General features: G+C 62.2%; 21 protein-coding genes. 13 read left to right on the plus strand and 8 right to left on the minus strand.

The features are described 5' to 3' along the window. Window positions 1-127: 127 nt before the first annotated feature. The 6 genes from NKJ67_RS33215 (at window position 128) to NKJ67_RS33240 (ending at window position 4,308) form a co-directional block, all read left to right on the plus strand. Entirely contained in the window at window positions 128-364 is a 237-nt protein-coding gene (locus NKJ67_RS33215) for a type II toxin-antitoxin system Phd/YefM family antitoxin (protein WP_023809741.1), read from the plus strand. Next, window positions 357-770 (plus strand): hypothetical protein, encoded by a 414-nt coding sequence (locus NKJ67_RS33220; RefSeq protein WP_306462371.1) that lies wholly within the window; start codon window positions 357-359, stop codon window positions 768-770. The genes NKJ67_RS33215 and NKJ67_RS33220 overlap by 8 nt, the downstream gene beginning before the upstream one ends. Before the next feature lie 36 nt (window positions 771-806). Then, on the plus strand, window positions 807-1,439 hold the full coding sequence (locus NKJ67_RS33225; RefSeq protein ID WP_127270423.1) for a LysE family translocator: 633 nt from the start codon (window positions 807-809) through the stop codon (window positions 1,437-1,439). A 143-nt stretch (window positions 1,440-1,582) separates the two neighbouring features. Beyond that, on the plus strand, window positions 1,583-3,076 hold the full coding sequence (gene rfaE1 / locus NKJ67_RS33230) for a D-glycero-beta-D-manno-heptose-7-phosphate kinase (protein ID WP_352585557.1): 1,494 nt from the start codon (window positions 1,583-1,585) through the stop codon (window positions 3,074-3,076). Between the two features lie 7 nt (window positions 3,077-3,083). Further along, the gene (locus tag NKJ67_RS33235) at window positions 3,084-3,656 is read left to right on the plus strand and encodes a D-sedoheptulose-7-phosphate isomerase (RefSeq protein WP_352585559.1); all 573 of its coding nucleotides are present in this window, start codon (window positions 3,084-3,086) and stop codon (window positions 3,654-3,656) included. Beyond that, on the plus strand, window positions 3,649-4,308 hold the full coding sequence (locus tag NKJ67_RS33240; protein ID WP_352585561.1) for an HAD-IIIA family hydrolase: 660 nt from the start codon (window positions 3,649-3,651) through the stop codon (window positions 4,306-4,308). Before NKJ67_RS33235 ends, NKJ67_RS33240 begins: the two co-directional genes overlap by 8 nt. A 4-nt stretch (window positions 4,309-4,312) precedes the next feature. Here NKJ67_RS33240 and NKJ67_RS33245 read toward each other — a convergent pair whose 3' ends face one another. Together NKJ67_RS33245 and NKJ67_RS33250 are read right to left on the minus strand one after the other, a co-directional pair. Next, the gene (locus tag NKJ67_RS33245; protein WP_352585563.1) at window positions 4,313-5,107 is read right to left on the minus strand and encodes a glycosyltransferase family 2 protein; all 795 of its coding nucleotides are present in this window, start codon (window positions 5,105-5,107) and stop codon (window positions 4,313-4,315) included. 250 nt (window positions 5,108-5,357) lie between these two features. Then, the gene (locus NKJ67_RS33250; protein WP_013530077.1) at window positions 5,358-5,837 is read right to left on the minus strand and encodes an Lrp/AsnC family transcriptional regulator; all 480 of its coding nucleotides are present in this window, start codon (window positions 5,835-5,837) and stop codon (window positions 5,358-5,360) included. Between the two features lie 248 nt (window positions 5,838-6,085). On the opposite strand from NKJ67_RS33250, the gene trxB reads away from it, so the two are divergent. Together trxB and NKJ67_RS33260 are read left to right on the plus strand one after the other, a co-directional pair. Further along, window positions 6,086-7,060: a thioredoxin-disulfide reductase gene (gene trxB, locus NKJ67_RS33255; protein WP_127267436.1), complete on the plus strand. Its 975-nt coding sequence runs from the start codon at window positions 6,086-6,088 to the stop codon at window positions 7,058-7,060. A gap of 79 nt (window positions 7,061-7,139) precedes the next feature. Next, window positions 7,140-8,036 carry a LysR family transcriptional regulator gene (locus NKJ67_RS33260; RefSeq protein ID WP_023809733.1) on the plus strand — a complete coding sequence of 299 codons (897 nt, stop codon included), beginning with the start codon at window positions 7,140-7,142 and terminating at the stop codon, window positions 8,034-8,036. Between the two features lie 24 nt (window positions 8,037-8,060). Here the strand turns inward: NKJ67_RS33260 and NKJ67_RS33265 are convergent, their stop codons facing one another. Next, complete coding sequence (locus tag NKJ67_RS33265) at window positions 8,061-8,558, minus strand: methyltransferase family protein (RefSeq protein ID WP_352585565.1); 498 nt, start codon at window positions 8,556-8,558, stop codon at window positions 8,061-8,063. A gap of 720 nt (window positions 8,559-9,278) precedes the next feature. Next, on the minus strand, window positions 9,279-11,330 hold the full coding sequence (locus NKJ67_RS33270) for an elongation factor G (protein ID WP_352585567.1): 2,052 nt from the start codon (window positions 11,328-11,330) through the stop codon (window positions 9,279-9,281). Between the two features lie 308 nt (window positions 11,331-11,638). Here NKJ67_RS33270 and NKJ67_RS33275 point away from each other — a divergent pair, with 308 nt between their 5' ends. Next, window positions 11,639-12,043 carry a (R)-mandelonitrile lyase gene (locus NKJ67_RS33275; RefSeq protein ID WP_352585569.1) on the plus strand — a complete coding sequence of 135 codons (405 nt, stop codon included), beginning with the start codon at window positions 11,639-11,641 and terminating at the stop codon, window positions 12,041-12,043. Between the two features lie 67 nt (window positions 12,044-12,110). Here NKJ67_RS33275 and NKJ67_RS33280 read toward each other — a convergent pair whose 3' ends face one another. Next, the gene (locus NKJ67_RS33280) at window positions 12,111-13,154 is read right to left on the minus strand and encodes a hypothetical protein (RefSeq protein ID WP_256747529.1); all 1,044 of its coding nucleotides are present in this window, start codon (window positions 13,152-13,154) and stop codon (window positions 12,111-12,113) included. Between the two features lie 220 nt (window positions 13,155-13,374). Between NKJ67_RS33280 and NKJ67_RS33285 the strand changes: the two genes are divergently transcribed. Beyond that, complete coding sequence (locus tag NKJ67_RS33285; RefSeq protein WP_352585571.1) at window positions 13,375-14,892, plus strand: MFS transporter; 1,518 nt, start codon at window positions 13,375-13,377, stop codon at window positions 14,890-14,892. Between the two features lie 62 nt (window positions 14,893-14,954). Here NKJ67_RS33285 and NKJ67_RS33290 read toward each other — a convergent pair whose 3' ends face one another. Continuing rightward, the gene (locus NKJ67_RS33290; protein ID WP_352585573.1) at window positions 14,955-16,157 is read right to left on the minus strand and encodes a pyridoxal phosphate-dependent aminotransferase; all 1,203 of its coding nucleotides are present in this window, start codon (window positions 16,155-16,157) and stop codon (window positions 14,955-14,957) included. Window positions 16,158-16,365: 208 nt separating this feature from the next. On the opposite strand from NKJ67_RS33290, the gene NKJ67_RS33295 reads away from it, so the two are divergent. From NKJ67_RS33295 to NKJ67_RS33305, 3 genes are all read left to right on the plus strand, one after another. Next, window positions 16,366-17,259 carry an EAL domain-containing protein gene (locus NKJ67_RS33295; RefSeq protein ID WP_127321442.1) on the plus strand — a complete coding sequence of 298 codons (894 nt, stop codon included), beginning with the start codon at window positions 16,366-16,368 and terminating at the stop codon, window positions 17,257-17,259. After that, window positions 17,256-18,104: an EAL domain-containing protein gene (locus NKJ67_RS33300; RefSeq protein WP_127381719.1), complete on the plus strand. Its 849-nt coding sequence runs from the start codon at window positions 17,256-17,258 to the stop codon at window positions 18,102-18,104. Before NKJ67_RS33295 ends, NKJ67_RS33300 begins: the two co-directional genes overlap by 4 nt. Before the next feature lie 292 nt (window positions 18,105-18,396). Further along, entirely contained in the window at window positions 18,397-19,005 is a 609-nt protein-coding gene (locus NKJ67_RS33305; RefSeq protein ID WP_127322770.1) for a glutathione S-transferase family protein, read from the plus strand. A 31-nt stretch (window positions 19,006-19,036) separates the two neighbouring features. Here NKJ67_RS33305 and NKJ67_RS33310 read toward each other — a convergent pair whose 3' ends face one another. After that, window positions 19,037-19,291, minus strand: a complete 255-nt coding sequence (locus tag NKJ67_RS33310) for a ParE family toxin-like protein (protein ID WP_127270430.1) — start codon at window positions 19,289-19,291, stop codon at window positions 19,037-19,039. Next, window positions 19,288-19,488, minus strand: a complete 201-nt coding sequence (locus NKJ67_RS33315; RefSeq protein WP_027039317.1) for a hypothetical protein — start codon at window positions 19,486-19,488, stop codon at window positions 19,288-19,290. Before NKJ67_RS33315 ends, NKJ67_RS33310 begins: the two co-directional genes overlap by 4 nt. Between the last annotated feature and the right edge of the window lie 189 nt (window positions 19,489-19,677).

Here is a 19,677-nt window from a genome sequence, read left to right on the forward strand (position 1 = left end):
ATTCCGGTCCTTATAGGGGAGGCTAGGCGGGCTGTCGACAAAGCCAGGTGCATGCGCCTGTCCTCCCACTTTTATGCGCTTGTCTGTTTTGTCTGTTTTGTCTATTATGGACAAAACAGGGTATCCCATGAAAAACTATCCATCGACCGATCTGAAACAGAATCTTGGAGATGTGCTTGCAGCTGCCAGCCAGCAGCCGGTCTCCATCACTCGCCACAACAAGCCGAGATACGTCCTGATGAGCATCGAGGCCTACGAAGCGCGCTTCGGCAACGACAGCCGCCGCGTCTACGCTGCGGAGGATGCCCCGACCGAACATGTCGAGATGCTCGAGGAGTACGCCGCGGAATTGGACCGTGATTAAACCCGCCGCTGCGGACGTCTGGCGATATCCATATCTTTGGCATCGCCAACACGGAGACGGCGAGACCGAAGGCCGGAAGTCACGGCCTGTGGCCTTTGTGGCTGTCGTTCCTGGGAAAGCCGGCGGTACGAACCTCTTCATCCTTGCAATCACTTCCACGCAGCCGGGCCGTGATCGCGTTGCCGTTAGCATCCCGGAAATTGAACGCCACCGTGCGGGCCTCGACCCTATGCCCCTTTGGGTCATGGTCGATGAGTACAATCATGATATCCTGGAAGCGTCGGCCTATTTCGAGCCGGGTGCGCGAATCGGCGCGTTCAGCCCGTCATTTCACAAGAAAATTATGTTCGCTTTTACTGCGGTTGTCCGCACGGGTCAGTCCAAAGCCATCCCGCGCGCGGACTGAATCGACAGAACAGAGCACGATCGTGAGGGACCAAAAATGCCATCGACCGAACTGCTCATCGCGTTTTTCGCCACCACGGCGATTTTCGCCTACATTCCAGGCCCGGCCATGCTCTATGCGGCCGCGCAGACGATGGCGCGCGGCCGCTGGTCTGGCCTGACGGCGGCACTTGGCATTCATCTGGGCGGCTACGTGCATGTTTTCGCAGCGGCTGCCGGGCTGTCGGTGCTGTTTCATGCCGTGCCGACGCTCTACCTGGCGGTCAAGCTGGTCGGCGCGCTCTATCTGATCTGGCTTGGCGTCTCGCTGTTTCGCAAGCGCGTGGAGGGCGATGCGGCGCTGCCTGCGATCGAGCGCAAATCGGCGCGGCGCGCCTTTTTCGAGAGCATCACCGTCGAGGTGCTCAATCCGAAGACAGCGATCTTCTTCATGGCGTTCCTGCCGCAATTCATCGACGCCTCGGCGGCGTTTCCGGTCTGGCTGCAGTTCGTCGTGCTCGGCACGATCGTCAATCTGATGTTCTCCTCGGCCGATATCGTCTGTGTGTTCCTGGCGGGCGCCGTGATCGGCCGTTTGCGGCGTTCGAGCCGCGCACAGCGGCTGATGCAACGGGCGGGAGGGGCTGTGCTGGTCGGGCTGGGCGTCCATGTCGCCCTGCAGAAGAGCTGACCGCCCGAGCCTGCCGGGATCATGCCCTGCCGTTGCGCTGCGTGAATTTGCGGTATATCGGCTTTGGCCATGAACGATCCGACCAGTCGATTGATGAGCACTTATGAGTTTGAAATCGGCCTTTTCCCTGTGTTGCCAGTGACATGATCAAGCACAATCCGCCTTCTCCCGAACCGTTGCACCGCGCCATTGCGCGGTTCGGCCAGGCCACTGTGCTGGTGGTCGGCGACTTCATCCTCGATCGTTTCGTCAACGGCGTCATCGAGCGGATCTCGCCGGAGGCACCGATCCCGGTGCTGCACGGGCGCGGCGAGACCTCGACCATGGGCGGCGCCGGCAATGTCGTGGCCAACATCGTTTCGCTCGGCGCTGCCGCTATTCCCGTCTCGGTCATAGGCACCGATGTGGCAGGCGATAGCCTGTTGCGGATGCTCGGCGAGCTTGGCGCCGATACGGCGGGCCTCGCGCAGGAGCGTGGTCGCATGACCTCGTCCAAAAGCCGCTTCAGCGCGCTCAACCAGCAGGTGCTGCGTTTCGACGAAGAGGAGATCAAGCCGCTCGGCGCTGCGGAGCGAGCCGGCCTGATCCGGCATTTCCGCGCCGCGCTGGCGTATGCCGACATCGTCATCCTGTCCGATTACGGCAAGGGCATCCTGCTCGACGGTGTCGCCGGCGACTTGATCGCCATCTGCCGCGAGGCTGGAAAGCCGGTGCTGGTCGACCCGAAAGGCCGCGATTACGCGCGCTATGCCGGGGCGACCGCCATTACCCCCAACCGCAAGGAACTCGGCGAGGCCGTCGGCCATGCGGTGTTCGCCGATGACGAGATCGTAGGTGCCGCACGCGAGCTGATTTCGGCACATGGTTTCGATTTCGTGGTCGCGACGCGCAGCGAAAAGGGCATGAGCGTGGTCGGCCCCGACGAGGCGCGCCACATCGCCACCCAGGCGCGCGAAGTGTTCGACGTTTCGGGCGCCGGCGACACGGTGATCGCGAGCTTCGCGCTGGCGCTGGCCGTGGGCGCCGATACGGTCATGGCCGCTTCGATCGCCAATGCCGCTGGTGGCGTCGTGGTGGGAAAACGCGGCACCGCGCGGCTGACGGTCGAGGAACTCACCGGCGCGCTGTTCCGTTCGCATGGGCCGACGGCCCACAAGGACGCCATCCTCGACGCCACGTCGGCCGCGCGCATGGTGGCGGCGTGGAAGGAAGAGGGCCTGAGCGTCGGCTTCACCAATGGCTGCTTCGACATCCTGCATGCCGGCCATGTCAGCTTGCTGCACGCGGCGCGCAGCCAATGCGACCGGCTGGTGCTCGGCCTCAACAGCGATGCTTCGGTGCGGCGACTGAAGGGCGCCGGGCGCCCAGTCAACGATCAGCACGACCGCGCCTGCGTGCTGGCAGCACTTGCCTCGGTCGATGCGGTCGTGGTGTTCGAGGAAGATACGCCGCTGGCGCTGATCGAAGCGCTGCTGCCCGACATACTGGTCAAGGGGGCCGATTACACGGTCGACACCGTGGTCGGCGCCGATGCGGTGCAGAAGGCCGGCGGACGCGTCGTGCTGGTCGATCTGGTCGCCGGAAAAAGCACCACCAACACCATTGGCAAATTGCGCGCCGGCGGCACCACAAACTGAGGGTTTCATGTCCGAGTTGAACGATTACCTTGTCCGCTCCGTGGCTGCCATATCAGCCATGGTCGAACGGGACCTGACCGGTGAGATGGAGCGGGCAGCGAGCGCCGTGGTGACTGCGCTTTCGTCGGGGAAAGCTTTGCTCATCGCCGGCAATGGCGGCTCGGCCAGCGACGCCATCCACATTGCCGGCGAACTGGTCGGCCGCTTTCTCAAGGAGCGCAAGGCCTACAATGTCATCGCGCTGCCGGCCAATGCAGCGGTGCTGACCGCCTGGGGCAACGACTATGGATTCGACACGGTGTTTTCGCGCCAGGTCGAGGCGCATGGCGCTGCCGGCGGCGTGCTCCTGGCGATCTCGACCAGCGGCAATTCGCCGAGCATCCTTGCCGCCGCCGAACAGGCGCGGAGGATGGACATGACGGTGATCGGCATGACCGGCGACACCGGCGGCAAGCTGAAGTCTCTGTCCGATATCCTGCTCAACGTGCCGTCGACCTCGACGCCGATCATCCAGCAGGGGCATCTGTGCCTTTACCATCATCTGTGCGAGGTGGTCGAAGCGCGCCTCAGCAATGGCTGATCCCACGACCTCTGGCCGCTTTCCGCTGGCGGAGCCGGGCCTATGGGTCGAGCGGGTCGGCTCAAGGGTGTTCGCCGCCGGCTCGCCGGCGCTGTTCCTCGATCGCGACGGCACCGTCAATGTCGATACCGGCTATCCGGATGATCCTGCCGAAATGGTGCTGCGCGCGGACATAGCCGCGGTGATAGCCGCCGCCAACCGGGCTGGCATTCCGGTCATCATCGTCACCAACCAGTCGGGCATCGCGCGTGGCTATTTCGGCTGGGGCGATTTCGCCGCCGTCAATGGCCGCGTGCTCGAGCTGCTGCGCGTCGACAATGCGTTCGTCGATATGGTCGTCGCCTGCGCCTATCACCAAGCTGGCTCCGGTGTGCTCGCGGTCGCAGATCATCCGATGCGCAAGCCCAATCCGGGCATGCTGCTTGAGGCGGCCAGGCGTCTACGGCTCGATCTGCGGCGTTCGCTGATCGTCGGCGACAAGGAGGCCGACATGGAGGCGGGACAACGCGCCGGCCTCGCGCAGGGCTGGCTGGTAGATGGACAAGCGGCTGTCCGATCGGGCTTCACAATTCGGCCTTGGTGCGAGCCCGCGGATTTCGACGGCCTGCTCGCCGCAATAGCTGCGCTTGGCACCGCCTCGGGCGCGCCGTGACGGTTTACATCCGATCTTTGTCTCGCCAGGCTTCATAAAGCTTGGCCTCTGTCGCGAACGAATACAGCATCACCAGCATCGAATAGACGAACCCGTGCCGGCCGCACAGGAAGTAGCGCTTGGCCAGGTAGAACTTCAGAAAGTTGCCGAGCGGCGACAGCACCAGTCTTATCAGGCCGGGCTTCTTGGCTCGTTCGACAAGCGTGGCAACCTTGAGGCTGGAGTAGGTGTTGGCCCTTGCCAGATCCTCGGCAATGGTCATTTCGCGGCGATGCAGCAGCACGCCATTTTCTATCGTGCCGGTTTCGCCTGGCACCTCGAACGACTCATGCACCCGCAGATTGAGGTCCATCGTGGCCTTGTCGCGGCGGAAAAGACGCAGCAGCCTGTTGTGAAGCACCCAGCGGTGCGCATAGCCATAGCCCTTCAGCTTGTCGCGGCGTCTGATGTACCATCCGTCGAAGGCGTCATTCCCAAGCTGGGTCACATTCATGATTGACTGCCTGAGCACGTCGTCGATGGCCTCGTCGGCTTCAATCGAAAGGCACCATGGTTGCGTGGCCTGATCGAGCGCGAATTGCCGCTGACGAGGAAAGCCCGGCCAATCGTTGTGAAAAAGCCTTATCGGGTAGCCTTTGGCGATGTACCCGTTGACGACGTCCAGAGTGCTGTCCGTCGAGCCCGAATCGACGACGATGATCTCGGCGCAGAAATCGACGCTTTCCAGGCACTCGCTGATCATGTCGGCCTCGTTCATGCAGATGACCAGCGCCGAAACCGGGCTAGAAAATCGAGTCATCGTCCCACCCCACGGCACACTGTTCTCGGAATTGGGCTGCCCTGCGCCCCTGTTTACGCAATCCCGAAAGCGCTATGCGCTTTACCCGGGAAAACCGTTACATACTTTTTCTGGAATTGCTCTAGGAAACCAACAAGACGGCTACGGCAGAAATTCCGGCTTCACAGGAGAGCTATCGAACGCCAAAGCGGCGCTGATATGGCGAGGCCTTCAAGCGACATCGGCGAAAGCTCGTTGCGGTTCAGCCGGCTCAAGGCTGTGCGAACGAGACCAGCCCTTCGTCCTTGACCCGGCGGATGGTGAGCGCTGTGCGCACCGTGTCGACATTCGGGGTCGAGGTCAGTTCCTCGATGACGAAGCTCTGGAAGGCGCCAAGGTCGCTCGCCACGCAATGCAGCAGGAAATCGGATTCGCCCGACACCATCCAGGCGTCGCGTACGATCGGCCAGCCGCGGGTGCGCTCGGCAAAGATGCGCAGTTCGGCATCGGCCTGATGATGCAGGCCGACCAGGCAGAAGGCAACGACATCGAGGCCGAGCGCTGGTGCATTGAGCAAGGCACGGTAGCCACGGATGATGCCGGCTTCCTCCAGGCGCTTGACGCGGCGCAGGCATGGCGGCGCCGAAATGCCGACGCGGTTCGACAGCTCGACATTGGTCATGCGGCCGTCGCCCTGCAATTCGCGCAGGATCTTCCAGTCGATGGCGTCGAGGTCGGCCTTGAGCGGCATGGGGGCTCTCGATCATGAGGGGCAATACGCAAGAATCTTGCGTGATTTTGTAATTAAACGACTTCGCTGTCCATTCCATCCTTCGCCCGGAATATTTCGCGGGATCAGCGGCCGACAGGTGCGACAAAGCTTTCCGGGGACGAACACCAACTTGCCTTGCTGGCGTCGTGGGCAACACTTACATTACGCGCGACAATGATCGAGTTTTCCATGCCGCAATTGCCGGCAGCCCTCCGCAGAGGCTTTAGATGACCACCAAGCACGCGCCCGTTCTCATCATCGGTTCCGGCCCGGCCGGCTATACGGCGGCGGTCTATGCCGCCCGCGCCATGCTGAAGCCGATGCTGGTCGCCGGCCTGCAGCAGGGCGGGCAGTTGATGATCACCACCGATGTCGAGAATTATCCCGGCTTCGCCGACCCGATCCAAGGTCCGTGGCTGATGGAGCAGATGCTGAAACAGGCCGAGCATGTCGGCACCGACATCATCAACGACATCATCACCGAGGTCGACCTCAACGTGCGACCGTTCCGCGCCAAGGGCGATTCCGGCACGACCTATACCGCCGACGCGCTGATCATCGCCACCGGCGCGCAAGCGAAATGGCTGGGCATCCCGACTGAGCAGGACTTCATGGGTTTTGGAGTCTCGGCCTGCGCCACCTGCGACGGTTTCTTCTACAGGGGCAAGGATGTCGCGGTGGTCGGTGGCGGCAATTCCGCGGTGGAAGAGGCGCTCTATCTGTCCAATCTCGCCAGGAGCGTGACGGTCATCCACAGGCGCAGCGATTTTCGCGCTGAACGTATTCTGCGCGAGCGGCTTCTGAAGAAGGACAATGTCCGCGTCATCTGGGACACGATCGTCGATGAGATCACCGGCCGGCCCGGCAAGACGCCGCTGCCGCCCTCGGTCGAGGGGCTGAAGCTCAAGCATGCGGTGACCGGCGAGGTGTCGCACCTCAAGATCGACGGCGTGTTCGTGGCCATCGGCCATGCGCCGGCGGTTGAACTGTTCGCCGGCAAGCTCAAGCAGAAGCCGAACGGCTATCTGTGGACAGCGCCGGATTCGACCCGCACCGATGTGCCGGGCGTGTTCGCGGCCGGCGATGTGACCGACGATATCTACCGCCAGGCGGTGACGGCAGCGGGGCTCGGCTGCATGGCCGCGCTCGAGGCGGAGAAGTATCTGGCCGGCATCGAAGTGCATCGCGAAGCGGCCGAGTAGAGAGTTCAGAGAGCGGCTTAGAAACGCCGTGTAAAAGCCTGATTTTTCATTCAGACGCCAAAACAGAACGAGGGGAATCATGGCGTTGGACTGGGACAAGCTACGCGTGTTTCACGCTGCGGCGGAGGCGGGGTCGTTTACCCATGCGGCCGAGACATTGCATCTGTCGCAATCGGCGATCTCGCGGCAGGTCAGCGCGCTCGAGCATGATGTCGGCGTGCCGCTGTTCAACCGCCACGCCCGCGGGCTGGTGCTGACCGAGCAAGGTGAGATGCTGTTTCGCACGGCGCATGACGTGCTGATGAAGCTGGAGACCATCAAGTCCCGGCTGACCGAGACCAAGGATCGCCCGTCGGGCGTGCTGCGGGTGACGACGACGGTGGGGCTGGGCGCCGGCTGGCTGACCGAGCGGGTGCAGGAATTCATCGAACTCTATCCCGAAATCAGCCTGCAGTTGATCCTCGCCAACGAGGAGCTGGATCTCACCATGCGCCAGGCCGATTGCGCCATCCGGCTGCGCCAGCCGCAGCAGCCGGACCTGATCCAGCGCCGCCTGTTCACCGTGCATTTCCACCTCTACGCGGCCCCATCCTATGTCGCCAAGCACGGCAAGCCGTCTTCCGTCGCCGAGCTGAAGGCCCATCGCATCGTCACCTTCGGCGTGCCGGTGCCGTCGCATCTGTCGGAGCTGAACTGGCTGGAAACGGTCGGTGATTTCGAAGGCGGACAAAGGGTGCCGACGCTGCAGATCAACGACATATTGTCGATCAAGCGTGCGGTGCAGGGCGGTGCCGGCATCGCCATGCTGCCCGACTACGTGATCAGCAAGGACTCCGATCTGGTGCAGCTGCTGCCGGAGACCGAGGTGCCGTCTTTCGACACCTATTTCGCCTATCCCGACGCGATGAAGAACCAGGCCAAGCTGCATGTGTTCCGGGACTTCATCATCGCCAAGGCCCGAAGCTGGTCCTTCTGATTTTCGTTTTCACGCCCTACGGGATTATCCCCGCCAGGGCATCAGCCGAGGCAGCCAGCCGGGCACGTTGCGGCGGTAGGTCTCGTATTCGGCGCCATAGCGGCGGCTAAGTGTCGGCTCTTCATAGAGCCTGACGAAGGCGCCCATGGAGACAGCGCTGACGGCGGCATAGGCGACCAGCGCCCAGCTCGAAAACAGCAGCGCCTGGCCGAGGATGATCGACAGCACGGCGACATACATCGGGTTGCGGACATGGCGGTAGATGCCGCCTATCACCAGCCTCTCGGTCGGGGCGACCGGTGCGGGTGTGCCCAGGCCCTCAAGCGAAAAACGGCCGAAGGCATGCAGGAGTGCCGCGCCCGCGGCAACGATCAGAAGCCCGCCAACAGGGGCAAAGCCCGGCAGGCCCGACCAGGGCAAGCCCCAGCGATCGGTCAACAACCAGGGCACCAGCCCGGCAACCACGCACGGCGCCGCGATGAAGAAGGCCGCACTGCCGGCGATCGCCGAAAACCTCCGCATTGGCTGCTTGCTCCGCGATTGCCTTAGAAATGCACGCCTGCTGCCCGCTTCCACATCATTGCCCAGTTTTGGCATTTCGAGCCGAAAGCCAGCCGAGATTAGCGATTCTGTAGTTGCAATTGCCCGATTCAGCGCTCCATTTCGACGATTTTGCTGGTCCTATTGGCTTCTGGAATGGGTTAGACCACAGCCTGCGTCTTTTTGCATGTGTGTGTTGCAAAATAGATGCTTGTTTCTTGGGCATGATGAGCACATATATAGATCATCTCCTGGGCGCGTTCTCCTCCCATTAGCGCCCTCGAGTGTTCCCCTCTGGAGGTTAGCCTTAACAGGCACTCCAATCAAACTCAGCCGGATCTTCATTGATCCGGCTTTTTTGTTGCCTGTACCCTGCTGGGCCGGCCAAAAATTCCATCACAATTGCCACGTAACGGTGACATGTAACCTCTGGTAACATATCCCGGACGCCCGCGACCTGCTATGTAGATCATAGGACGCGGTGTGGTTCGGACGGGAGATGGGGGCATCACTCGTACGGCCCGGGCTCAGGCGGCTACCGCGTCCGAACCGTTTTTCCGCCGAACTCGGCGGTACCAAATGCGGCGGACCTGACGTTTTACCTCCCAAGGAAACGGTCCGCGAACAAAACGACGTCCGGTCCCCGCCGGACGTCGTTTTCTTTTGTTCCCCCGAATCAGGTTCGAGAGGAACGCCACGCCATCAGGCGGCCTTGCCGTTGGTGTTCATGGCGTCGTCGGCCAGACGGCCGGTGAGTTCGGCCATGTGGTCGAAGACGGCACGATAGCTGGCAACGCCCGCGGTCGCCGAGCGCAACTCGATGATCAGGTCGCCGATTTCGGCTTGCGGCATGGTTGCCTCGACGACATCCCATCCCGGCCAGTCGGGTCGCGCGTCGTAGCCGAGGATCTGGCCGCGCCGCTGCGGGATGAGAGCGATGATCTTCGAGGTGGCGTCGGAGGGGGTGACGATCTCGAGCTTCATCACGGGCTCCAGGAGCACCGGCAAGCACGCGGCCATGCCTTCCTTCATCGCCAGCCTGGCCGCCATCTGGAAGGCCATGTCGGAGGAATCGACCGCATGATAGGAGCCGTCCGACAGGTTGACTGCGACATCCACGACCGGAAAGCCCAGCGGCCCGGATTTCAGATAGTCGCGGACCCCGGTCTCGACCGACTGGATGTAGGTCTTCGGCACGACGCCGCCGGTGATGGTGTCGGTGAACTGGAAGCCGGAACCGCGCGGCAGCGGCTTGATCTCGATCACCACGTCGCCGAACTGGCCATGGCCGCCGGACTGTTTCTTGTGACGGCCGCGCTGCTGCGCCGATTTGCGGATCGTCTCGCGATAGGGCACCGCCGGCGGATGACCTTCGACCGGTATCTGGTTCTTGCCTTCCAGCCGCTCGCGCACCACGCGCAGATGCATCTCGCCATGGCCCGACAGCACGGTTTCGGCCGAGTCCTGATTGTGGCGCAGGCTGAGCGATGGGTCCTCCTCGGCCAGCCGCTGGATGGCAGCCGACATCTTCACTTCGTCCTTGCGCTCCTTGGGGCGGAGCGCGAAGGCGAAGACCGGCTGCGGCGGCTCGAACTGGACGAGGGGCTTGATGCCGCCCTTGGCCGAGCTCAGCGTCTGGCCGGTCTTGACCTCGTCCAGCTTGCCCAGTGCCACCGTGTCGCCGGCCTTGGCGATGGAGAGCTTGGACTGGTCCTTGCCGAGCATCCGGTAGATGCCGGAAACCTTGGCGGTGTCGCCGCCGGGCAGCCAGAGTTCGGAACCGTCGACGACCTGACCGGAGAGGATGCGCGACACCGACAGCTTGCCGCCATGCGAGGTGTGGATGGTTTTCATCACCTGGACCAGGGTAGCCGCGCCGTCGGGTGCACCGAGCCGTTTGCGGGTCGCCTCGATGTCGGGCGCGTCGTGGCGGATCGCCTTCAGGAGGCGCAGCACGCCGTTGCCTTTCTCGGCGGTGCCGATCAGCACCGGGATCACCGCACCGTCACGCAGGTCGGCGGCGAGGTCGTCGAAGATCGCATCCTTGGGCGGCTCGATCTCCTCGAGCAGTTGTTCCATCAACTGGTCATCATGGTCGGCCAGCGTCTCCAGCATCGAGAAACGCGCTTCGAGCTCGCGCGCCTTGTCGTCGCCGGGAATCTGCGCCACCTCGCTTTCGGCATATTCGCGATAGATGTAGGCGCGCTCCAGCGCCAGGTCGATCGAACCAATGACGACGCCGTCCTTGCGCAGCGGAATCTGGCGCAGCAGCAACGGCACGGCACTGGCCGGCTGCAGCATCTTCAGCGTGTCGCGCACGCCGGTGATTGCCTTGTCGACCTTGTTGAGGAACAGAATGCGCGGCACTCCGAGATCGTCGAGCTTGCGCATGATCAGTTGCAGGGCAGGGATCTTCTTTTCATCGGCCTCGGCTACGACGACCGCGAGGTCGCAGGCGGCCAGCACCGGTTCGGCCTCGAAAGAGAATTCGATGGAACCGGGACAGTCGACGAAGGTGATCTGCTCGCCCATGAATTCGGTCGTGGCGACCGTCGCCTCGACGCTCATGGCGTGGGCGCGCGCCTCGGGCGAATGATCTGAAACGGTGTTACCTGATGAAACGGGATTTTGTCGGGGAATTGAGCCCGTACGGGCCAATATGGCTTCGAGAAGTGTCGTCTTACCGCTTGCGAAGGGACCGACTATGGCAATGCATTTCGGTCCCGTGCGTCGTCCTCCGGCGCGAGTACCCATGACTGACCTCCACTCAGGCGTTTCCCGTAGGACCGACTGGCATGTATGGTTCAGGCTTGGTCAATCGGTCCTGAGCGGCGGCCGGCCTGTTCGACCGTCGCGGGCGGGTTCTTTTCAAGTGCCACCTGCCCAAAGCCATCGTCCCACTTGTTTGCCGGCAGGGCAAGAAAAATAGAAACCCTTTGCTCGGCAGTGGACCGTGCGGATCATATGCTGGGCTGGCAGCGGGAAGCTGTTGCACGTCGCCCGATATCGGCCGAAACTGAAACAGGCGACCCATCGCCCGCTGTTTGAAGGACCATCGACCCATGAAGATCATTGCCTGCGGCAGCGTGCCGACCGTCATCGCGCCGGAAAAATACTTCACCGGCCGGGTGCTGCAGACGCCGATCATCGAGAAAGAGGCGCCGGCGCGGCTGCGGGCCACGCTGGTCAGCTTCGAGCCGGGCGCGCGCACCCACTGGCATACGCATCCGCTTGGCCAGACGCTGTACGTGACGGAGGGCGCCGGGCTTGCCCAGACGTGGGGCGGCCCGATCCAGGAGATCAGGGCCGGCGACGTCATCTCGTTCGCGCCTGGCGAAAAACACTGGCATGGCGCGGCGCCGAAATCGGCGATTACGCATATCGCGATGCAGGAGGCGCTCGACGATGTCCATGTCGATTGGCTGGAGGGGGTCACCGACGAGCAGTTTGGCGGTCGAGACACCTAAGCCGGCGGAGGGCAGGCTTCTGCCGCAGCGATGACGATCGTCGCGCAAGCTGCAAGACCGCTGGCATTTAAACCACTCGGACGCCCAGAAAATTCAGCCTCCGCCGGGCGCCTTCCCACGCCCTGATGCTGACATCGTTGAGATAGCAGTCCATCAAGACCCTGCAGCCGACCAAGATCTCGACCGGTTGTCCAGCAAAAACCATTGCGCCCGGCCGCCCAAAAAAATTGTGTATTGTTCCGTCGGCAAAGCCATTTTCTCCGAAATTGGCGAAATCCCCTACGTCCCCTTCAAACCAACGCTGAAAATCGACAAGGGTGCTGTTGCTTCGGTAATCTCGTCCCACGGCTTGATCGCCTGAAAAGGTGCCAAAAACGACATCGGTCGCCTGAAGGACCCTGGTGTGGCTGTAGCCGATTTCGTCACGCATCCACCTGTACCTTGTGTCGTAGGTGGAGACGAATTCCGCAAACAAGTCGAGCCGGCCGGTCTTCTTGGGAGTGTAGGTAAACCAGATGCCGCTTTCGAGCATGGCGTGCAGGTAATCTCTATCGCCGGCGCTGTTGTTTTCGAAAAATACCAAGCCGCCCAAATCCGGCGCCCCATCCCACTCGTAAGATTCGTCTCGCAGAATGCGTCCGTCCCCGGTCCGGTTGAACCAGCTGTATTTGTAGTTACCGAAGGTGCCAGGCCAAAAATGGAAATACTCATAGGGATCGCCTTGCAGTTGCCGCGTTTCCATCGGCATCGCCCCATCTTTGCGGCGCGGCAAGACAACCATTTCGGAGCGATCGAAACTGTTGCCTAGAATTCGCTTTCGATCGTTGCGATCGGCAAAGCGTTTCAGTTTTGCCCTGGTCCATTTTTCAGTTTCCTCGGTCCAGTAACAGCCCGACTGTGCTTTCAGGTAATCAATTTTTGCCTCGCCAAGAGCGGAGATCTGGCCCTCGTCGTTAGGGTCCGACTGCTTGAAATAGTTCATTGATGTGGCTGTCTGCTCGGCAAATGAAACACTGAGCGCCTGCTTGAACCGCTCGGTATTTTCAGTGCCCGGCCCGGACACTATGAATTCGCCGTCGTGATTGTTTGATGGATTGCCGCCTTTGGCCATGATGCATCTCCCTTCTGAGGCTTCATGGTTGATCGAATGCGGCCGGCTTCCTAGTCGTCATATGACGATGGTCCGCGGGTTCGCTGCGCACGTTTCCCGGATTGCAAGCTGATTTCGCGCGTCTGGCTCGCACGCCATGCCGGCCGGCAACGTCCCTCGGAGCCACTTCGGCTTTGACTGTAGCACCTGCATGGCCTCTAACTCACGTCTGGATATAGCCATGTCAAAGCACCGTCTGCCCCTGGTCGCCGCTATCTATCTTGGTTCGTTCGTGGCTCTGCTCGACGTCAGCATCGTCAATGTCGCGCTGCCGACCATCCAGCAGGCGTTGCAAACCGATTTCGGCGGCCTGCAATGGGTGGTCGACTCCTACACGCTGTGCCTGTCCGCCTTCATGCTGTCGTCCGGCCTGATCGGCGATCGCTATGGCCGCAAGCGCTCGTGGCTGGCCGGCGTCGGCATCTTCGTGGCCGGTTCGCTGATCTGCGCCGTCGCGCCCAATCTGCCGGTGCTGCTGGCCGGCCGGGTGGTGCAGGGCATCGCCGGCTCGCTGCTCATTCCAGGCGCGCTGTCGATCCTGACGCAGGCCTTTCCCGATGCGCGCCAGCGCGCCGGCGTCATTGGCGGCTGGGCGTCGTTCGCCGCCATCTCTCTGCTCGTTGGTCCCGTCCTCGGTGGCATCCTGGTCGAGACCGTCGGCTGGCAAAGCATCTTCCTGATCAACCTGCCGCTGGGCTTGATCACGATCGCGCTCGGTGCTGCTTCGATCAACGAGACGGCGCATCCCGAACATGCCCATCTCGACCTCGTCGGCCTGGCTCTCAGCATCCTGTGGCTGGGGGCGCTGACCTTCGGCCTGATCTCGGCCGGCGAGAATGGCTGGGGCGAGCCAAGGACGGTCGCGGCGCTGGTCGCCGGCGTCGTCGGCCTGGCTGCTTTCCTCGGCTTCGAGGCGCGCACTGCACGCCCGATGCTGCCGCTTGGCCTGTTCCGCGATGTCCGCTTTGCCGTCGCCAATGTCGCTTCGTTCGCGCTCGGCTTCACCTCCTATTCCAGCGTCTTCTTCTTCTCGATGTTCCTGCAGCAGGTGCAGGGCTGGTCGCCGACGCAGACCGGCCTGCGCATGGCGCCGGCCTTCATCGTCCAGATCGTGGTGTCGCCATGGATCGGCAGGCTGAGCGCCCGCTATGGTCACTCTGCGTTGATGACCATCGGCTATGTTGCTATCGGCCTGTCCATGCTCGGCATGTGCTGGGCCGGCCCTTCGACGTCCTACGCGATGCTGTGCCTTCTTTTCGCCATTGGCGGCCTCGGCAATGCGCTTGCAATCCCGACCGGCAGCGCTGCCGCCATGTCCTATGCGCCGCGCGAACGCTCGGGCATGGTGTCGGCGGTCATCAATGCCACCCGCCAGAGCGGCCTTGCCATCGGCATCGCCTTGCTCGGCGCCTTGATGAGCATGCGGGCAACCAACCTTTTGACCGGGTATCTCGGCGATGCCGGTGTCGCCAACGCGGAAGCGGTGGCTCGTGCTGCGATTTCACGGCATGATTTCGCAACCGATGCGGCGATGGGCGAAAGCGGCGTGCATGAACTCTATGCTGCCGCCTATGCCGGCGGCTTCCACGCCGCGATGCTGACGGCAGCGATCGGCGCGTTCCTCACCGCCGCATTGCTGGTTGCCGTGCTGGCGCCGGCCGAGGCGCGCTCGGCCAAAGAGACCAAGCACGAGGCGTGAGGCTGACGGCCCATTAAAAAACCCGGCGGTGAAGCCGGGTTTTTGCATTCATAGTGCGTCGGTCAGGTCAGCGAAGCCGTAAAACGCTGGATGCGTGTGCAGGCTTCTTCCAGAAGCGTCTCCGAGGTCGCGTAGGAGATGCGGAAGTTGGGCCCGAGGCCGAAGGCCGAGCCGAACACCACCGCGACGCCCTCGGCTTCGAGCAGTTCCGAGCAGAAGGTCTCGTCGGTGTCGATCAGCCTGCCGGCCTTGGTCTTCTTGCCGATCAGCTGGGCGCAGGAAGGATAGACATAGAAGGCGCCTTCCGGCGACGGACAGGTGATGCCGCGTGCCTGGTTGAGCATCGACACGACAAGGTCGCGCCTGCCTTGAAAGATCGCCTTGTTTTTGGCGATGAAATCCTGCGGGCCATTCAGCGCCTCGACGGATGCCCATTGCGCAATGGTGCAGGCGCCCGATGTCTGCTGACCCTGGATCATGTCCATCGCCTTGATCAGTTGAACCGGACCCGCCGCATAACCGATGCGCCAGCCGGTCATTGCATAGGCTTTCGACACGCCGTTCATGGTCAGCGTGCGCTCGTAGAGCTTAGGCTCGACCTCGGCGATGGTCTTGAAGACAAAATCGCCATAGGTCAGGTGCTCGTACATGTCGTCGGTCAGCGTCCAGACATGCGGATGCCTCAACAGCACGTCGGCCAGCGCGCGCAGTTCGGCTTCGGTATAGGCGGCACCCGACGGGTTCGACGGCGAGTTCATCAGCAGCCATTTGGTCTTCGGCGTGATCGCCTTTTCCAGCACGGAAGCGGTCAGCTTGAAGCCATTGTCGATCGAGGTGTCGGCAAACACGGAGGTGCCGCCGCAGATGGCCACCATCTCGGGGTAGCTGACCCAATAGGGGCGAGGAATGATGACCTCGTCGCCGGGGTTCAGCGTCGCCATGAAGGCGTTGAACAGGATCTGCTTGCCGCCGGTGCCGACTATGGTCTGCTCGGGCTTGTAGTCGAGATTGTTCTCGCGCTTGAACTTTTTTGCGATCGCCTCGCGCAGCGGCACGATGCCCGAAACCGGCGGATACTTGGTTTCGCCACGGCGGATCGCCTCGATTGCCGCATTCTTGATGTTGTCGGGCGTGTCGAAATCCGGTTCGCCGGCGCCAAGCCCGATAATGTCACGGCCGGCATTTTTCAGCTCGCGCGCTTTCTGCGTGACCGCGATGGTGGCGGAAGGCTTCACGCGGGAAAGGGTGTCGGCAAGAAAGGCCATGAGCTTGACGTCTCCATGGAAGATCGGCGCGGCCAGGAGCGACCGCGGCGCTTCTCATGTCGCATGATTTCGCGCAACGCAAGCATTGTCGGCTGATCCAGGTCTCAAGGAGCTGTGATCGGGACCCGGGGTCGGCAACAATAAATTCATTAACGAGCGGTAGAGGCTTGAGTGGCAGGATGGCAGACCAATTGCGGAGCGAGGAACCGTGTCGCGCAGCGTCGGGCTTGCCCACATCATCCGTCAGGACGACGGCACCTCCACCGGTGTCTGGGGTATCTACACGCTGCAAAGCGCCTTCCAGCCGATCTTCGCTTTCAAGGAAGGCAAGCTGTCGGTGGTCGCGTTCGAAGGGCTGATCCGGCCGTTCCGCGACGGCGAGCCGCAATCGCCGATGAATTTCTTCTCGACCTGCCCGGCCGCCGACCGGCTGCATATCGAGGCGCTGACCAGGACGCTGCATCTTCTCAACGCCGGTGCCTGCCTGCCGCGGGAAGCATCGATCTTCGTCAATTTCGACCCGTCAGTGTTCACCGAACGCGCCGTTGCCGACGCTGCCTTGCGCGAAATGCGGCTCGTGCTGCACGAGGCCGGCATCGACCCGCGTCGCGTCGTCTGCGAGGTGACCGAGCAGCGGTCGGCGTCGCAGGAAGCCTTGCACGGCTTCGTCGCGGCACTGAGGGCCAACGGTTTTCGCATCGCCGTCGACGATTATGGCGCCGACGATTCCGACATCAATCGGGTCAAGGAATTGAAGCCGGATATCGTCAAGTTCGATGCCTACTGGATCACGCAGCTGATGGAGTCCGGCGCCGGCTTTGCGTTGCTGACCACCATGGTGAAGAACTTCGAGGAGCAAGGTATCCATACGGTGTTCGAAGGCATCGAGGAGGGCTGGCAACTGGAGCTCGCCGAGAAATCGGGTGCGTCGATGGTGCAGGGTTTCGTGCTGGCGCGGCCCGAATTGGCGCCGACCAGCTTTGGCGTCTTCGACAAGGCCAGGCAGGCGCCTGCCGCTGCTGCCGTCGACACGGCTGCTCCTGCCGCGGCAATGCCTTCGGCGCGGCCGGTCAAGGCCTTCGGGCGCCGGGTGGCGACATGAGAGACGATCGGCGGCGCAATGTCGGCGATGCGATCCAAGTCGACGAAGTCGGCATCGAATACGGCATCTATGGCGAGTTCCGCCTGCGTAGCGCCTATCAGCCGATTTTCGCGCCGCGCGGCCGGTCGCTTCACGCGGTGGCGGCCGAAGCCCTGATCGAGCCGCACCGTGCCGGCCGCCCCGGCGCGCCGAAGGTGTTCTTTGAAAGCGTTGCGGTCTCGGACCGGCTGTTTGTGGAAACCATGTGCCGGGCGCTGCATCTCAGGAATTTCCGCAACATCGGCGTCGACGGGCTCGACCTGTTCTTCAACTACAACCCGTTGATCAACGACCATGCCGGGCGGGCACTGGCCGAGATTCGCCTGATGACCAGGCATCTCGGCGAGTTCGGCCTGGCGCCGGCCATGCTGGTCTGCGAAATCACCGAACAGGCGGCGGACGATGCGCTTCTCGTGCGGCTGGTGCGCGAGATGCGGCGCGACGGCATCCGCATCGCCATCGACGATTTCGGCACCGGGCACTCGACCGAGGAGCGGGTGAGCCTGCTCAAGCCCGACATCGTCAAGATCGACGGCACCTGGTTCGCGGAGTTCTGCCGCCACGCTGCCGCCGAACGGTTCTTCCGCCCGCTGGTTTCCAGCCTGCATGACCGCGGCGCCAAGGTGCTGGTCGAAGGCATCGAGCAGCCCACCCATCTGCGCGTCGCGCTCGAAGGCGGCGTCGACCTGCTGCAGGGTTTTCTCCTTGCCCGTCCGGCCTTGGCCGGCACGGTATTCGAGGAGAAACCGCTGGTCATCGATGCACTGCTGGGCCGGGACAGCAAGGTCGTGCCCCTCTTTGGCTAGGGCATGTCGATATTCAGGTGATGCCGGCCTGCAAACGGCGGCTTCCTGCGCTTCCCTAGTTCTACTGCCACGCAGTAGAACTGAGCTCACGTACTTAAGTACGCTCCGCTCCGGTTCTCGGAACCCACCGTTTTCGGCTCGGCCTGACCTGAATCTCAACATGCCCTTCAACGGCCTCAGATTTTCGGCGATTCACACATCAGCGGCGCTGATCGTCGTACCAAAACAAATCATTGGTTGAGACCGCCGCCGCTGCGATAATCGCGCGGAGACAGTGCTCCGGGGAACAGCCATGATACTTTACGGCATGATCGACAGCGGCAATTGTTACAAGCCGCGCCTGCTGATGGCCAAGCTTGGCCTTGGCTTTACCAATGTCGAAGTGAGTTCGCACACCGGCGATACGCGCAAAGCCGACTTTGTCGCCAAGAATCCGAATGCTATGGTGCCGCTGCTCGAGTTCGACGATGGCCGGCGGCTGGCCGAATCCAACGCCATCCTGCTCTATCTCGCCGAAGGCACACGCTTCCTGCCGGCGGACAGGTATGAGCGTGGGCTTGCCTATCAATGGCTGTTCTTCGAGCAATACAGCCACGAGCCTTACATCGCCGTGCGCAAGGCGCTGCTGACCTTCCCCGAACGTGCTGGGGATGCGACCCCGGAGCGGCTGGCGGTGACGCTGGAGCGCGGCAACAAGGCGCTCGGCGTGATGAACAGGCATCTGGAAAACAATGCCTTCTTCGCCGGCAGCGCGCTCAGCGTCGCCGACATCGCGCTCTATGCCTATACGCATACGGCGGAGCAGGGCGGCTTCCAGCTCGACGCCTATCCGGCGGTGGCGGCCTGGCTTGGCCGAGTGGAAGCGGATCCGGGGCATGTGCTGATCGGGTGGATGGGGTAGTTTGTCCCGCGCCAGGTGGGCGGATGGGTAGCTACTTCAAGAGATGATCATAGTCCGCATGGGTGCCAATCCAGAACCAGATCACATCATCGTTGGTGCGGGTGGCAACAGCCCGGTAATTGTCGTCAACTCGCGCAGACCAGTAGCGTCCGACCTGTTTGAAATGCAGCGAGGGATCAAAAGGGTGGGAGCGGAGTCTTTCAAAACGCCTGTCCGCTTTTGCTCTGATCGCCGATGGCAGTTTTTCGTAAGCCTCCCAGAACGATGGGGAGGCGACGTGATTCACAGAGGCCGCGTCCGACCAGCGCGATGGTCCGTCAGTGCCTGTTCGGCAAGCTTATCCAATCGGCCGGCCTTCGCATCGGCCTCGATCTGCCGATCCCACATATCCTCCCGAAGCGCTTCGAACCAGGCAGCAAACGCCTTCAGTTCTTCAGGGCTCAGTTCCGCAACGGATTTTTCAATTTGCTCAAGCTTGGTCATGGCCGAATGATACCACTACTAGGCTAAAAGTACCACCGGTGGGACTGTAGCGCCCGTTGCAGCACCTAACCCCAGACAGCAAAAAGGCGGGATTAAATCCCGCCTCAGACTGCTGACAAACCCCGTCGATTTTCGGCGGGGTTTTTTGTTATGTGATTGAAGTGTCTTGGACTGTTTGTGTCAGGAGAT

Origin of the sequence: Mesorhizobium sp. M0088 (assembly GCF_040322895.1) — a bacterium.
GTDB lineage: Bacteria > Pseudomonadota > Alphaproteobacteria > Rhizobiales > Rhizobiaceae > Mesorhizobium.